Raw genomic sequence first — 16,235 nt, 5'->3', positions numbered from 1 at the left:
GTCAGAATCATGGTGCAATTTTACTCTCCAAACCGCCGCTCCGTAAACCCAGGTATTATTTCAGTTACCGCAGATAATCTTGATGCTCAAGGGCAGGGTATTGCCTGTCATCAGGGAAAAACGATTTTTATCCAGGGGCTATTGCCCGGTGAGCAGGCACAAATTCAACTGACAGAAGAAAAACGCCAGTTTGCTAAAGCTAAGGTAGTAAAACGGTTATCAGACAGCCCATTTCGTGTGGAACCGCGTTGCCCGCATTTCAAGGTGTGTGGAGGCTGTCAACAGCAACATGTTGCGGCTGAATTACAAGCTAAAACTAAAGCCGGTGTGCTTGAACATCTGATCCAGCGGGAAACAGGGGTCAGTATCAGTGCTCAGCCCATTATCCACAGCCCGGAATATGGGTATCGGCGTCGGGCAAGGCTCGGCCTGAAATATCAAGTCAAACAGCGTAATTTATTGATGGGCTTTCGTCAGAGCCAAACCAACGATTTGGTGGATGTCAAACATTGTCCGGTAATGCACCCTGAACTGGAAAAATTGTTACAGCCATTATCTCTGTGTTTAAACAGCCTGAAAGCCGTTAAGCGACTGGGACATGTTGAATTAATTCTGGCGAATAATAGCCCATTAGTTGTTTTACGTCATCTTGACCCCATAAAGCATGAAGACAGAGAGACACTGCGCATTTTTTCTGAGCAGTATAAGGTCGCGATTTATCTGGCTGGTGATGAAAAATCCCTTGAGCTGTTGTCTCTTGGAACGTTGTCTCCTGAACATTCAGCGGAAGGACAATCTGAGCCGTGGTATCAGGTGGATGGTTTGAAGCTGGTTTTCAGTCCACGGGATTTTATTCAGATTAATGATGAAGTTAATCAACAAATGGTGGCTCAGGCCTTGTCGTGGCTGGACTTACAGCCAGAAGATCGGGTATTAGATCTTTTCTGCGGAATGGGGAACTTTACGCTGCCGATAGCCACTAAAGTACAGGCAGTTGTCGGTGTGGAAGGCGTTGCGGCATTGGTTGCAAGTGGACAATATAATGCTCGGTTAAATGGACTTAATAACGTCAGTTTTTTCCATGAAAATCTGGAATCAGATATTCATCAGCAGCCTTGGGCAGCGCAGGGGTTCAATAAAGTGTTGTTGGATCCTGCCCGTGCTGGTGCTGCGGGCGTCATGTCACATATAGTAAAACTGGCCCCTGAAAAAGTGGTTTACGTTTCTTGTAATCCCACAACTTTGGCACGGGATAGCAAAGTTTTGCTAGAGGCCGGTTATCATCTTGTTAGTGTGCGGATGCTGGATATGTTTCCGCACACCGGTCATCTGGAGTCCATGGCACTGTACTGCCGTGAGCTGATGACCATCGAGTAGGGAGAAATTATGGTTGCGGTAAGAAGTGCTCATCTCACACCAGCAGGTGAATTTGCTGTCGATAGGTGGATCGCGAGTTTAAACATTGTCAATCCACACTCCAGTAAAAAATTAGCTGAAACATGGCATTACTGTTACGAGAAGGTTCAGGATCAGCCCAATGCAGAGCTACTGTTGTGGCGCGGTGTTGAAATGGTAGAAATCCTGTCTACGTTGAGTATGGATAATGACAGTATGCGTGCAGCACTGCTTTTTCCCTTCCTTGATGCCAAGATAGTCAGCAATGAAATAGTGACAGAAACCTTTGGTAAATCCATCACAGATCTGGTGCACGGTGTGCTGGAAATGGATGCTATCCGCCAGTTGAAAGCGACACATACGGATTCCACTTGCTCAACTCAAGTGGATAATGTACGTCGTATGTTGCTGGCGATGGTAGAAGATTTTCGTTGTGTGGTTATTAAACTGGCAGAACGGATCGCCTATTTGCGGGAAGTAAAAGATGCCAGTGAAGATGAACGGGTATTGGTCGCAAAAGAGTGTTCCAATATCTATGCCCCTCTTGCCAACCGACTGGGTATTGGTCAGTTAAAATGGGAACTGGAAGATTTTTGCTTTCGTTACCTGCATCCTGATGAATATAAAAAAATAGCGAATCTTTTACATGAACGCAGGATTGATCGTGAGCAGTATATAGAAAAATTTATCACGACCTTGCGTCGGTATATGCTCAAAGAAGGGATCTCGGCAGATGTTTACGGGCGTCCCAAACATATTTACAGCATCTGGCGCAAGATGCAGAAAAAATCCCTCTCTTTTGATGAATTGTTCGATGTACGTGCAGTCCGTATTGTCGTTGAACGGTTACAGGATTGTTATGCGGCGTTGGGGATAGTGCATACTCACTATCGCCATCTACCGGATGAATTTGATGATTATGTTGCCAACCCGAAGCCAAACGGCTATCAATCAATCCATACCGTGGTACTGGGGCCAAACGGTAAAACACTTGAAATCCAAATCCGTACCCGTCAGATGCATGATGATGCTGAGCTTGGAGTAGCCGCCCACTGGAAATATAAAGAAGGCACAGCGATTGGTGGCGGTAAATCAGGCAGTTATGAAAGCCGGATTGCATGGTTGCGGAAACTGATCGCATGGCAGGAAGAAATGGCAGATACCGGCGAGATGCTGGATGAAGTCCGCAGTCAGGTATTTGATGATCGTGTTTATGTTTTCACGCCAAAAGGGGATGTGATTGATTTACCGACTGGTTCAACACCGCTGGATTTTGCTTATCATATTCACAGCGATGTCGGTCATCGCTGCATTGGAGCGAAAATTGGCGGGCGGATTGTGCCGTTCAGTTATCAGCTCCAGATGGGAGATCAGATTGAAATCATCACCCAGAAACACCCCAATCCAAGCCGTGACTGGCTGAATCCGAACCTTGGCTATGTCACTACCAGCCGTGGGCGGGCGAAGATCCATAACTGGTTCCGTAAGCAGGATCGCGATAAGAACATTATTGCCGGACGCCAGATGTTGGACAATGAACTGACACATTTAGGTATCACGCTTAAAGAGGCCGAAAAAGAACTGATTGCCCGCTATAACGTGAATTCGTTGGAAGAAGTTCTGGCTGGTATCGGTGTGGGCGATATCCGTATTCACCAACTGGCGAATTTCCTGCAAAACAAATTCAATAAAACCACGGCAGAAGAAGCCGATCGTGAGGCACTCCGTAGTCTGGAGAACAAAACATACTCTCCGCGCAATAATACGCAAAAAGACAATGGCCGGGTTGTCGTAGAGGGGGTTGGTAATCTGATGCATCATATTGCCCGTTGCTGCCAGCCGATTCCGGGAGATGATATCGTTGGGTTTATTACACGTGGACGGGGAATTTCTATCCACAGAGCAAGCTGTGATCAACTGGCTGAGCTGGAAATCAGCGCACCAGAACGGGTTGTGGATGCTGTGTGGGGAGAGAGTTATTCCAGTGGTTATTCCCTTGTAGTGCGGGTAATAGCCAATGATCGTAGCGGATTACTGCGTGATATCACCACGATACTCGCCAATGAGAAAGTCAATGTACTTGGTGTCAGTAGCCGCAGTGATGTGAAGCAACAATTGGCTACGATTGATATGAACATTGAGATTTATAATTTACAGGTGTTGGGACGAGTGCTGGCGAAGCTCAACCAACTGTCTGATGTCATTGAAGCCAGACGTTTGCACGGTGATTAGAAAAATATGGATAAGATAGATACAACCTCAATTGAACGTCTTAAAGGGATTATGGCGCAACTGCGCCATCCCCAAAATGGTTGCCCATGGGATAAAGTACAAACTTCTTCTACTATTGCTCCTTACACATTGGAAGAAACCTATGAAGTCATTGATGCCATTGAGCGCAATGATACCAATGCCCTGAAAGAAGAGTTGGGTGATTTACTGTTTCACATTGTCTTTTATGCCCAGATGGGAAAAGAGCAGCAATTGTTTGATTTCGACGATATCTGCGAAGCGGTTTGCGATAAGCTGGAACGCAGGCATCCCCATATCTTCAATCAACAATCAGGCATCAACAGCGAAGAAGCCATTGGTAGTTGGGAACAACGCAAGGCTGCGGAAAGAGCGGAAAAAGATCAACATTCTGTGCTGGATGATATCCCTGCCAGCCTGCCTGCATTGATGAAAGCGTATAAGATCCAGAAACGCTGTGCTTCTGTTGGCTTTGATTGGGAGACCGTCGGGCCCGTTCTGGATAAGGTTTATGAAGAGATTGACGAGGTGATGGATGAAGCGAAGCAGGCGGTTGTAAATGATGCGCGTGTGGGGGAAGAACTCGGTGATTTACTGTTTGCCGTCGTTAACTTATCCCGTCATTTAGGGCATAAACCTGAAATGACGTTACAAAAAGCTTGTCAGAAATTTGAAAATCGCTTTCGTCATGTTGAGAGACTTCTTCACGATAAAGGATTGTCATTGGAAACTGCCACATTGGACCAAATGGAAGCAATGTGGCAACGGGTGAAAAAACAACAAATTTAGGGATAAATTACATTTGATCTATGTTTTGATTAGTTTCATTTGGGAATTGCTACAATTTGAAATTTCTACAATTGGATAGATAAAAGAGATAGAGTTTGTAGCGCATTTAAGGTTAGGGTATACTGCTTTCCCGTCCTGTTATATTCATCATCCTTTTAAACCTAAACTTTCAGGTTCAGCATGAAAACTAATTATATTTTTGTGACCGGCGGGGTCGTATCCTCTCTGGGTAAAGGCATTGCCGCAGCCTCCTTGGCGGCCATACTCGAAGCCCGTGGACTCAATGTCACCATTATGAAACTGGACCCGTATATCAACGTCGATCCAGGTACAATGAGCCCAACCCAACACGGGGAAGTTTTCGTTACCGAAGATGGCGCTGAAACTGATCTCGATTTAGGCCATTACGAACGTTTCATTCGAACCAAAATGACACGTCGCAATAATTTCACGACAGGTCGTGTTTACTCCGAAGTTCTGCGCAAAGAACGCCGCGGCGATTATCTGGGCGCAACCATTCAGGTTATTCCTCACATCACTAATGAAATCAAAGACCGTATCATCCGTGGCGCGGAAGGTTACGATGTTGTGCTGGTGGAAATTGGCGGTACTGTAGGCGATATCGAATCCCTGCCATTCCTTGAAGCTATCCGTCAGATGGCGGTAGAAGTCGGTCGCGAAAATACTCTGTTTATGCATTTGACTCTGGTGCCTTATATGGCAGCAGCAGGGGAAGTGAAAACTAAACCTACCCAACATTCTGTGAAAGAGCTGCTTTCCATTGGTATTCAGCCGGATGTTTTGATCTGTCGCTCAGATCGCACTATTCCAGCTAATGAGCGGGCAAAAATTGCACTTTTCTGCAACGTACCAGAGAAAGCCGTTATCTCCTTGAAAGATGTTGATTCTATTTATAAAATTCCTGCCCTCTTGAAATCTCAGGGCTTAGATGATTATATTTGTAAACGATTCAGCCTCGAATGCCAGGAAGCTGACCTGTCTGAATGGGAACAGGTCATTTATGAAGAGGCGAATCCATCAGGCGAAGTGACCATCGGTATGGTGGGCAAATATATTGAGCTGCCGGATGCGTATAAATCAGTTATTGAAGCACTGAAACACGGTGGATTGAAAAATCGTCTGACCGTCAACATCAAACTGATTGATTCTCAGGACGTCGAAACCCGTGGTGTTGAAGTATTGAAAAATCTGGATGCGATTCTGGTGCCAGGTGGTTTCGGTGGTCGTGGCATCGAAGGCAAAATTATGACAGCCCGTTACGCCCGTGAAAATAAAGTTCCTTATCTGGGAATTTGTCTGGGTATGCAGGTTGCCCTGATTGAATTCGCACGTAATGTTGCAGGTATGGAAAGGGCTAACTCTACTGAATTTGAGCCTGAATGTAAGTTACCAGTTGTAGGTCTGATCACTGAATGGCGTGATGAGAACGGCAACTTAGAAGTACGCAGTGAAGAGAGCGATCTCGGTGGAACGATGCGTGTTGGTGGCCAACTGTGTCATCTGACTGAAAACAGTCTGGTACGTAAACTTTATGGTCAGGACGATATTATTGAGCGTCACCGCCATCGTTACGAAGTGAACAATCTATTGTTAAAACGCATTGAAGACGCGGGTTTACGTGTTGCTGGCCGCTCAATCGACAATAAATTGGTGGAAATCATTGAGAACCCGAACCATCCATGGTTTGTGGCATGTCAGTTCCACCCTGAATTTACTTCAACGCCTCGCGATGGTCATCCGTTATTTGCCGGTTTTGTTGAAGCCGCACGCAAGTACCAGAAAGGCCAGTGAAATAAGATATGGGGTGATCGATGGGGCTTTACTCGATTCTTTGTGTGACCATCAATTGCCCAAAATTTAACTTGTACTGAGGAAAACCTAATGTCCAAAATCGTTAAAGTGCTCGGCCGTGAAATCATCGACTCCCGTGGTAATCCAACGGTAGAAGCAGAAGTACATTTGGAAGGCGGCTTTGTTGGTTTGGCTGCGGCACCATCAGGTGCATCAACGGGTTCTCGCGAAGCGCTGGAACTGCGTGATGGCGACAAATCCCGTTTTATGGGTAAAGGTGTACTGAAAGCAATTGCGGCGGTTAACGGCCCAATTGCTCAAGCTCTGGTTGGTCAGGATGCGAAAGATCAGGCCAATATCGATAAGATCATGATCGAGTTGGATGGTACTGAGAACAAATCTAACTTCGGCGCTAACGCGATTTTAGCCGTTTCCCTTGCGAACGCCAAAGCGGCGGCAGCGGCAAAAGGTATGCCTCTGTATGAGCACATTGCTGAACTAAACGGTACTCCAGGTAAATTCTCCATGCCTCTGCCAATGATGAACATCATCAATGGGGGTGAACATGCTGACAACAACGTGGATATTCAGGAATTCATGATCCAGCCAGTAGGCGCGGGCACGCTGAAAGAAGCGGTACGTATGGGTTCTGAAGTTTTCCATAATCTGGCAAAAGTACTGAAAGCAAAAGGTATGAGTACTGCGGTGGGCGATGAAGGTGGTTATGCACCAAATTTGGAATCTAACGCAGCCGCACTGGCCGCTATCAAAGAAGCCGTAGAAAAAGCAGGTTATGTACTGGGTAAAGATATCACTCTGGCGATGGACTGTGCCGCTTCTGAATTCTATAACGAAGAAACCGGTAACTATGAACTGAAAGGTGAAGGCAAAACTTTCACTTCTCAGGAATTCACTCACTACCTGGAAGATCTGACTAAAGAATATCCAATTGTTTCTATTGAAGATGGTCTGAATGAATCTGATTGGGACGGTTTTGCTTACCAGACTAAAGTTCTGGGCGATAAAATCCAGTTGGTTGGTGACGATCTGTTCGTAACCAATACTAAGATACTGAAAGAAGGTATCGAAAAAGGGATTGCTAACTCCATCCTGATTAAATTCAACCAGATCGGCTCTTTGACTGAGACGTTGGCTGCAATCAAGATGGCAAAAGATGCAGGTTACACAGCGGTTATCTCTCACCGTTCTGGTGAAACTGAAGACGCAACCATTGCTGACTTAGCAGTAGGTACTGCGGCAGGTCAAATCAAGACGGGTTCTATGAGCCGTTCTGACCGTGTTGCTAAATACAACCAGTTGATTCGTATTGAAGAAGCATTGGGTAATCGTGCTCCTTTCAATGGACTGAGAGAAGTGAAAGGTCAGGCATAATGGCTGACTGGTTTCAATAAAAAAATATTATTTATATTTTGGCGAAAGAGTAATACTCTTTCGCCTTTCTTAAAAAGGCAATTTTAGCGATGTGCTTTTTTCTTTATTGCATAATGGTTGCATAATAGAGGATTATTTAACCATTCGTAAAATAAGAAATGTGATATAACTCCTTAAAATGAATTCTTTTTTTTACGCCTTTAATTAATAAATAAGCAAATATCACGTAGCAGATCCCAAAATCGCATTCCTTGTATTTTATTTATCGTTCAGACTCCTTATTATTTCAGATGTAATGTAATTCATTAACATTTAGGGCAATGATTCATCAATTATTATTTTTACATTACGGAGTTATGTTTCATTGTTACATGGAGTCTTCATGGACGCTTCAGAATCTTTAACCCCTGCGGTTGGGCCAATACCCTCAAGTAAAAGAGGCTTAATTATTCTCGCGCTGGATATCATTTTGTTAATTGCTTTGCTGAAGTTTTTGCCTTATAGCGAAAAAGCAAATGCAGGTTTGGCATTAATGGCATTTATCGGGGTGTTATGGCTGACCGAAGCCATTCACGTCACTATTACTGCACTTTGTGTTCCAATTCTGGCAGTTGGAATGGGATTGATGAATACAGGTGACGCGCTGAAATCTTTTGCAAATCCAATTATCTTTTTGTTCTTTGGTGGCTTTGCATTGGCGACAGCACTGCATATTCAAGGTCTGGACAGACTGATAGCTAACCGTCTTCTGATGATTGCCCGTGGGCGTTTATCAGTGGCGGTCATGCTGATATTTGGTATCACGGCTTTACTTTCGATGTGGATTAGCAATACAGCGACCGCAGCGATGATGTTGCCACTCGTTCTGGGTATTTTGGCTAATCTGGATGTTCGTACTGAACGTAATACATTTGTTTTTGTGTTATTGGGTGTGGCATATAGCGCCAGTATTGGTGGTTTGGGCACGCTGGTAGGTAGCCCACCTAATGCGATTGCAGCAGCGCAGTTAGGTATGGATTTCATTACATGGATGAAGTACGGCGTACCAATGGTGATCATCCTGTTACCTGTTATGGTGATACTGATGTATATCATGTTGCGTCCGAATCTGAATCATAAATTTGATCTGGAGCTGGAGCATCTGGAATGGAATAGTAAACGTGTTATCGCCATGTTTATTTTCCTGCTGGTTGTTGTTTGCTGGATTTTCAGTTCCCTCATCAGTGATGCTCTTGGCGGTATCAAAGACTTAGATACCATCATTGCCGTGAGTGCAGCTATTTTGATTGGTATTACTGGTGTATCAACGTGGTCACAGATCCAAAATAACACTGAATGGGGCGTGTTGATGCTGTTTGGTGGTGGTCTGACACTGAGCGCTGTTCTGAAAAACTCCGGTGCAAGTGAAGTTATGGCGAATGGTATGGCTGCAACATTTGGCTCAAGTTCGTGGTTTGTGATTATTGTTGCTATTGCTACATTCATTATCTTCCTGACCGAATTTACCAGTAATACAGCCAGTGCCGCGTTACTTGTCCCTATTTTTGCCACAGTTGCAGAAGCTCTGGGAATGCCGGTTATCGTGTTGACCATGATTATCGGTATTGGTGCATCTTGTGCATTTATGCTACCTGTAGCTACACCACCGAATGCCATTGTTTATGGCACTGGCTATATCAAGCAGATTGAAATGGTACGTGTGGGTCTTGTGTTGAACTTGGCATGTATTGCGATTATTTCTGTCATTGCCTGGTTCTTCTGGATATAATTTTTTATCAATAAATAAACCATAAATGAACTCGCCACCTCAAAGGTGGCGAGTATTTTTCGGGACGATTTTCTCTTAAAGAGATTATTCTTTGGTGCTGATATAGATATTTTTGACCTGAGTATAAGCATCCAAAGCCATTTTATGTGTTTCTCGTCCAAGTCCTGATTTTTTATAACCACCAAATGGTGTGTGGGCAGGAAGTTCATGATAGGTATTGATCCACATACGGCCAGCCTTAACAGCTTTAGCGACACGCAGAGCGCGATTAATATCCTGTGTCCAGACCGCACCAGCCAGACCATATTCTGAATCATTAGCCATCTCAACGACTTCGTCTTCATTACTGAATGGAATAACACAGAGAACCGGCCCGAAAATTTCTTCTTGTGCCACACGCATATCATTAGTCACATTAGTGAGAATGGTTGGCTGAACAAAGAACCCATCGTCATATCCTGCTCCTGTTATGCGTTTGCCACCAGTAAGAATGGTTGCACCTTCCTGTTTGGCAAGATCAATATAACCTAGGATAGTATTCATTTGCTCTTCACTGACCTGACATCCCATTTCAGTTGCAGGATCCATTGGGTCACCGACTCGAACGGATTCGAAGACGGTTTTCAACGATTGCAGGAATGAATCATAGATATCTTTATGCAGGAATAGACGTGCACCAGATTCACAAGCCTGTCCCTGATTCAGTAAAATAGCGTTAGCGGCATACTTGACAGCTTTTTTCATATTGGCATCAGGGAAAATGATATTGGCTGATTTTCCTCCTAGCTCCAGTGTGGCGGGAATAAGTCTTTTAGCGGCGGCGGTTGCAACGTTGTAACCAACTTCTGTTGAGCCGGTAAAGGCTACTTTGTCAATACCTTCATGATCAAGGATTGCTTGACCGACAATAGAACCACGGCCTGTGACAATATTGACAACGCCCGCAGGAAGAACTTGATTTATGATGCGTCCCAATTCCAGCAAACTCATGGGAGTCAGACTGGCAGGGTTGATAACCACGGTATTACCCGCCGCTAAGGCAGGAGCAAGTTTCCAGGCTGCCATCAGCAGTGGGAAGTTCCAGGGAATGATTTGCCCGATTACACCGATTGGCTCTCTGATCACCAGACTCAGATTATCATCATCAATAACATCCATTGCATCAGAGTGAGAACGGATCACACCTGCAAAATAACGGAAATGATCGATAGCAAAAGGAATGTCAAAATTGCGGCATAAAGTTTGTGTCTTACCACCATCTAATGTTTCAAGGGTGATAAAGCGCTCTGCTTCTGCCTCCAATAAGTCGGCAATTTTCAACAGGATGGTTTGTCTTTCTGTCGCTGAAGTTTTGCTCCAGGCGGGTAAGGCTTTAGTGGCTGCCTGAACAGCAAGTTCAACATCCTGAGCATTTCCTGCCACATATTCAGTGAGTAATTCTCCGGTTGCCGGGTTATAGCTTTTCATTGTTTCTTTTGAAACACTATCAACCCATTCACCGCCAATCAGCATTTTATAAGACTTAGCAGGTAATAGTTCTTTTGCGATATCATGTAACTTCTTCATCATATTCTCCAGGTACTTTTGATTTTTGGGTATGCTAAACCATCTGTTCAAAGAGTATTATTGGATTAATTCTTAAATTCGGATTTAAATATAAAAATCTTGTATCAATAAATAAGGGGGATAACTGATTTTTATAATAAAATAATAAACACATGGAATAAATTTTGATAATTATTATTGGTATGTGATTATATTCTGTGTAGTCTATTTTTTTCTGCTGTCTTTTTTCAAGATGTTATCGGAGGAGTAGTTTTAATGACCATAAACAATTTAATGATACAAGATAATAAGTAAACAAATTATCAATACGTTTATATTTAATGATAATTTTTTTAGTTAAGGTGATTTATTTTCTCAGCACTCTGCTATTATTATACTACCAATCATTGGCGGGGATGATTATGAAAAATTTGTTATTAATTTGTTTGTTAGGTTTTACATTGGCCGGGTGTGATAATCAACTTAAGATTGACGGTAAAAATGAAATGGCAGTAAAAACATCCATCGAAAAAATAAGAGATACTTTATCTGAAGATAAAAAATTAAAATTTGATGATTCATTGAATATTGTCATGCTTAATAGCATCGATTTTGATGAGTTATTTAAAAATAACAAATATGGAAGTATCAAATATGAAGATATGGAAAAGCTGGAACATAAGTTTTATCAATCACTGAATGGAAAAACAGCCGATCAGGTTATTAGCGAAGCAGAAAGAATTAAGTCGAATACGAGTACCATTAACAAATGAATACAATCATCTGCCTGTCATTTTTCAAGTTGTAAACCTTATTGAGTGCGCTCAATGATAACTACTGATTTCTTAAACAGAATGCCCTGATTATGGGGCATTTTGTTACCATTACTTATGATCTTCCAATAGAGTTAATCGCTCTCCGCACTGACGGCAAACATAGCAACTTTTTTCCCTGATCACTTTATTGTGTTGTCTGATGGTTAATTCATGCTGTTGGCAGTGGCAGGAATAAATGAATGTTTTACTGCAAACGGACTGGACTGAAAATTGGTGTGTTCGATTGGCTGGTACTTTAAACACAGTTTCCATGATATAACGCCACTCCTTGCCATGAGGCGCCACTTTGCCAAACTGATGATAAACCAATAAATGAGCCAGTTCGTGGGGGATCACTTCATCAATGAATGATTGTTGATTTTCAATGAGGAGAATTGGGTTAAGGCGAATTTCCCAATCCTGTAGACGAGCACTTCCCGCAATTGTACCTCGTTGTTGATAGGTCACATTGGGTTCGGGAAAGGTTTGTTCAAGGAAATCACTTGCCTGAATTATTTTTTGCCGCAAAGTACGCATGACTGCTTGCTGGAGAGGAAGAGGAACCTTAACGAATTTCATAACAGCAATAATTATATAGTAACTTAGCTAACGAAAACGAGTATGTATGGTTTATGGGTAATACTAAAAAGCCCGCTGGTATAGGCGGGCTTTTTAAGCGTAGCAGAGGTTATTTCAACCCTGCTGCATTACGTAGGATCATGGCCTTATCTGTCGCTTCCCACGGGAACTGCTCACGACCAAAATGGCCGTATGCCGCGGTATCGCTATAGATTGGATGCAACAAATCCAACATCTTGATCAGGCCATAAGGGCGCAGATCAAAGAATTCGCGCACTAATTGGATCAGTGTTGAAGTTGGCACTTTTTCAGTTCCGAACGTTTCAACCATGATGGAAGTGGGTTCAGCAACACCAATCGCATAAGACACCTGGATCTCACAGCGATCAGCCAGACCTGCTGCGACAATATTTTTAGCCACGTAACGTGCAGCATAAGCCGCAGAACGGTCAACTTTAGATGGATCTTTACCTGAGAACGCTCCACCACCGTGACGAGCCATACCACCGTAGGTATCTACAATGATCTTACGACCTGTCAGACCACAGTCACCCATTGGGCCTCCGATCACGAAACGGCCTGTTGGATTGATGAAATATTTAGTCATCGGAGTGAGCCATTCAGCCGGTAGTACAGGTTTGATGATCTCATCCATAACGGCTTCATGCAGCTCTTTCTGGCCGATTTCTTCAGAATGCTGAGTAGAGAGTACGACTGCATCAATACCGACAATTTTACCGTTGTCGTATTGGAATGTAACCTGACTTTTGGCATCGGGACGCAACCACGGCAGCGTTTTGTTTTTACGTACATGCGCCTGACGCTCAACCAGACGGTGAGCATATGTAATAGGTGCTGGCATCAATACGTCGGTTTCGTTGGTTGCATAGCCAAACATCAATCCCTGATCACCCGCTCCTTGCTCCAGAGGATCAGCACGGTCAACTCCCTGATTAATATCAGGTGACTGTTTGCCAATCGCGCTAATTACTGCACAAGAATTAGCATCAAAACCCATGTCTGAGCTGGTATAGCCAATTTCGCGTACAGTACTGCGGGTAATTTCTTCAATATCAACCCAAGCACTGGTGGTAATTTCACCACCAACCATAACCATACCGGTTTTCACATAAGTTTCACACGCTACACGAGCCTTGGGATCTTGTTTTAAGATCGCATCAAGAACGGCGTCGGAAATCTGGTCAGCAATTTTATCTGGATGACCTTCTGAAACGGATTCAGAAGTAAAAAGGTGTGTAGTCATTATATTTCGTTACCTTAAATATAATTTCGGTTTAAGGGTGGATGTTTTACCATCTAGACGGCTAGTCTAAGTTACTATCGCCAAATATACCAGTTTTTTTAGTTTTAAATATCTTTCACAGTATGACATTTTGGGTTTCTTCTCTGTCCTTCTTTAGCTTGAAAATCTATCGAGTAAATCTATCGAAATCTGTTAAGTATAAATAAATTTCGTTTTGCAATTTTGCAGGATTACAGGTATAAAGCGCCCGTAACTGATAGGTTTTTGCACTTCAAGTTATGGGCGTTTGCAGGGTGCGTTTATGCGTGTTCTGCTTCTCAATTGAGAAACGGCTTTCGTGATGATAAGCCATGTGGAGTGAATGGGGTTATGAACCATTATCTGCTGATTGTTAACGGCCAACAGCCACATTATGCCATTGATGTATCCACATCTTGTTCCTCTCTTATCGATATGAATTCAACCCGATGTTATCTGAATCGTTCAGGCAGGCGGGTCATTTTTAACAGAAGTCATATTGCCAAACAGTAAATACATATTGTTTAGTTCCCTCTAAACGTTTCTATAATTTAAGAGCAAGCTGTTCCCTGACATTTATTAATGCGCAAGATACGCACAATAATAGCGTCTTGGGTTATTGACTACAGGTGAAGGCAAACCTCTACTCCATGAAGGAGACTGCCATGAATGATAATATCGCACGTAAAATGCGACAGACCTACAATATTGCATATTGGGGCGGTAACTATTACTACGTCAATGATCTGGGTAATGTCAGTGTTTGTCCAAATCCTGATTTGCCAGAAGCACAAGTTGAGCTTGTCGATCTGGTAAGAAAAGTTCAGGAAGAGAAAAAACAGTTACGGTTGCCTGCATTGTTTTGTTTTCCTCAGATCCTGCAACACCGTTTGCGTTCTATTAATACTGCATTTAAACGTGCACGTGAATCTTATGGTTATAAAGGTGATTATTTTCTGGTTTATCCGATTAAGGTAAACCAGCAGCGCCGTGTGATCGAATCGTTGGCAAATTCTGGCGAACCTGTTGGGTTGGAAGCAGGCTCCAAAGCTGAACTGATGGCCGTGTTGGCTCATGCAGGCATGACGCGGACTGTTATCGTCTGTAATGGCTATAAAGATCGTGAATATATTCGTCTGGCATTGATCGGTGAAAAACTGGGACACAAGGTGTATCTGGTTATCGAGAAAATGTCCGAAATAGAAATGGTACTGGAAGAAGCGGAGCGCATTAATGTCATCCCCCGTCTTGGAGTACGGGCGCGTCTTGCTTCACAGGGAGCCGGTAAATGGCAGTCCAGTGGCGGTGAGAAATCTAAGTTTGGTCTGGCAGCGGCACAAGTGCTGCAATTGGTTGAAACCCTCCGTACGGCCGGAAAACTGGATAGCTTACAACTGCTGCATTTCCATCTGGGTTCTCAACTTGCGAATATTCGGGATGTGGCAACAGGCGTGCGTGAATCCGCCCATTTTTATGTCGAGCTGCATAAACTGGGTGTTAACATTCAGTGTTTTGATGTTGGCGGAGGACTGGGTGTTGATTATGAAGGTACACGTTCCCAGTCAGAATGTTCTGTCAACTACGGCCTGAATGAATATGCGAACAATGTCATTTGGGGTATTGGTGATGCCTGTGAGGAACATAGTCTGCCACATCCAACCGTGATTACTGAATCCGGTCGGGCATTGACGGCTCACCATACTGTTTTGATCTCCAATGTTATTGGGGTTGAACGTAATGAGTTTACCGATACAACGCCACCTGAAGAAGATGCGGCACGTCCTCTGACCAGTTTATGGGATACATGGCTGGAGATGCAGGAGGGAGGCTATAAACGTTCTTTGCGTGAATGGTTGCATGACAGTCAGTTTGACCTGCACGATGTTCATACCCAATATGCGCACGGGATATTAAGCCTTTCAGAAAGAGCCTGGGCAGAAGAATTATATTTAAATATCTGCCGTCATATTCAACAGGATCTTGATCCAAGTAATCGTGCTCACCGGCCGATCATTGATGAACTACAGGAGCGCATGGCGGATAAATTCTATGTGAATTTTTCCCTGTTCCAGTCTATGCCTGATGCTTGGGGAATCGATCAACTGTTCCCGGTTCTGCCACTTGAGGGGTTGGATAAGCCATTAGATCGTCGTGCTGTATTGCTGGATATTACTTGTGACTCTGATGGTATTATTGATCATTATGTTGATGGTGACGGTGTGGCAACAACAATGCCAATGCCAGCCTACGATCCGGAAAACCCTCCATTGATTGGTTTCTTCATGGTCGGGGCATATCAGGAAATTCTGGGCAATATGCATAACCTGTTTGGTGATACAGCGGCCATTGATGTTTACGTTTCAGAAAACGGTGAAGTCACTTATCAGCAGAGTGAAGAGGGTGATACGGTAGCTAATATGCTTCAATATGTGAAACTGGAGCCACAAGTGCTATTGACGCGTTTTCGTGATCAAGTGAAATCGACTGATTTAGGTGAAAATTTGCAAGAGCAATTCCTGCAAGAGTTTGAAAGTGGTCTGTATGGTTACACTTACTTGGAAGATGAATAATTCTGATTAATCATTAACCTCCATTAATAGTCATTCTT

12 protein-coding genes are annotated in these 16,235 nt (G+C 43.5%); 9 read left to right on the top strand and 3 right to left on the bottom strand.

All coding sequences use genetic code 11. The features are described from left to right. Window positions 1–9: 9 nt before the first annotated feature. From rlmD to AAC147_RS11900, 6 genes are all read left to right on the top strand, one after another. Window positions 10–1,377 carry a 23S rRNA (uracil(1939)-C(5))-methyltransferase RlmD gene (rlmD, locus tag AAC147_RS11925; RefSeq protein WP_047681293.1) on the top strand — a complete coding sequence of 456 codons (1,368 nt, stop codon included), beginning with the start codon at window positions 10–12 and terminating at the stop codon, window positions 1,375–1,377. Between the two features lie 9 nt (window positions 1,378–1,386). Then, the gene (gene relA, locus AAC147_RS11920) at window positions 1,387–3,627 is read left to right on the top strand and encodes a GTP diphosphokinase (protein WP_047681291.1); all 2,241 of its coding nucleotides are present in this window, start codon (window positions 1,387–1,389) and stop codon (window positions 3,625–3,627) included. Between the two features lie 6 nt (window positions 3,628–3,633). Beyond that, window positions 3,634–4,434, top strand: a complete 801-nt coding sequence (gene mazG / locus AAC147_RS11915; protein ID WP_047681289.1) for a nucleoside triphosphate pyrophosphohydrolase — start codon at window positions 3,634–3,636, stop codon at window positions 4,432–4,434. Window positions 4,435–4,614: 180 nt separating this feature from the next. Continuing rightward, entirely contained in the window at window positions 4,615–6,246 is a 1,632-nt protein-coding gene (gene pyrG / locus AAC147_RS11910) for a glutamine hydrolyzing CTP synthase (protein ID WP_047681287.1), read from the top strand. 90 nt (window positions 6,247–6,336) lie between these two features. Beyond that, window positions 6,337–7,638, top strand: coding sequence for a phosphopyruvate hydratase (gene eno / locus AAC147_RS11905; RefSeq protein WP_047681285.1), 1,302 nt, complete (start codon window positions 6,337–6,339; stop codon window positions 7,636–7,638). A 382-nt stretch (window positions 7,639–8,020) separates the two neighbouring features. Beyond that, complete coding sequence (locus AAC147_RS11900; protein ID WP_047681282.1) at window positions 8,021–9,406, top strand: SLC13 family permease; 1,386 nt, start codon at window positions 8,021–8,023, stop codon at window positions 9,404–9,406. 84 nt (window positions 9,407–9,490) lie between these two features. On the opposite strand, the gene AAC147_RS11895 is transcribed toward AAC147_RS11900, so the two are convergent. Beyond that, a complete protein-coding gene (locus tag AAC147_RS11895; protein ID WP_047681280.1) occupies window positions 9,491–10,972 on the bottom strand; it encodes an aldehyde dehydrogenase family protein in 1,482 nt (493 codons plus the stop codon). A 401-nt stretch (window positions 10,973–11,373) separates the two neighbouring features. Here AAC147_RS11895 and AAC147_RS11890 point away from each other — a divergent pair, with 401 nt between their 5' ends. Beyond that, window positions 11,374–11,724 (top strand): DUF6694 family lipoprotein, encoded by a 351-nt coding sequence (locus AAC147_RS11890; protein WP_047681277.1) that lies wholly within the window; start codon window positions 11,374–11,376, stop codon window positions 11,722–11,724. A 111-nt stretch (window positions 11,725–11,835) separates the two neighbouring features. Here AAC147_RS11890 and AAC147_RS11885 read toward each other — a convergent pair whose 3' ends face one another. Together AAC147_RS11885 and metK are read right to left on the bottom strand one after the other, a co-directional pair. Next, window positions 11,836–12,345, bottom strand: coding sequence for a SprT family zinc-dependent metalloprotease (locus AAC147_RS11885; RefSeq protein ID WP_047681274.1), 510 nt, complete (start codon window positions 12,343–12,345; stop codon window positions 11,836–11,838). Window positions 12,346–12,454: 109 nt separating this feature from the next. Next, window positions 12,455–13,609: a methionine adenosyltransferase gene (metK, locus tag AAC147_RS11880; RefSeq protein WP_047681271.1), complete on the bottom strand. Its 1,155-nt coding sequence runs from the start codon at window positions 13,607–13,609 to the stop codon at window positions 12,455–12,457. Window positions 13,610–13,978: 369 nt separating this feature from the next. On the opposite strand from metK, the gene AAC147_RS11875 reads away from it, so the two are divergent. Next, the gene (locus AAC147_RS11875) at window positions 13,979–14,140 is read left to right on the top strand and encodes a hypothetical protein (RefSeq protein WP_156115355.1); all 162 of its coding nucleotides are present in this window, start codon (window positions 13,979–13,981) and stop codon (window positions 14,138–14,140) included. A 152-nt stretch (window positions 14,141–14,292) separates the two neighbouring features. Further along, complete coding sequence (gene speA, locus AAC147_RS11870; RefSeq protein ID WP_047681268.1) at window positions 14,293–16,197, top strand: biosynthetic arginine decarboxylase; 1,905 nt, start codon at window positions 14,293–14,295, stop codon at window positions 16,195–16,197. The last annotated feature ends 38 nt before the right edge of the window (window positions 16,198–16,235 follow it).

Origin of the sequence: Xenorhabdus sp. NBAII XenSa04, from assembly GCF_963866145.1 — a bacterium.
GTDB classification, from domain to species: domain Bacteria; phylum Pseudomonadota; class Gammaproteobacteria; order Enterobacterales; family Enterobacteriaceae; genus Xenorhabdus; species Xenorhabdus indica.
The sequence above is the reverse complement of the archived record's forward strand: the minus strand, read 5'-3'. Positions and strand labels throughout refer to the sequence as shown.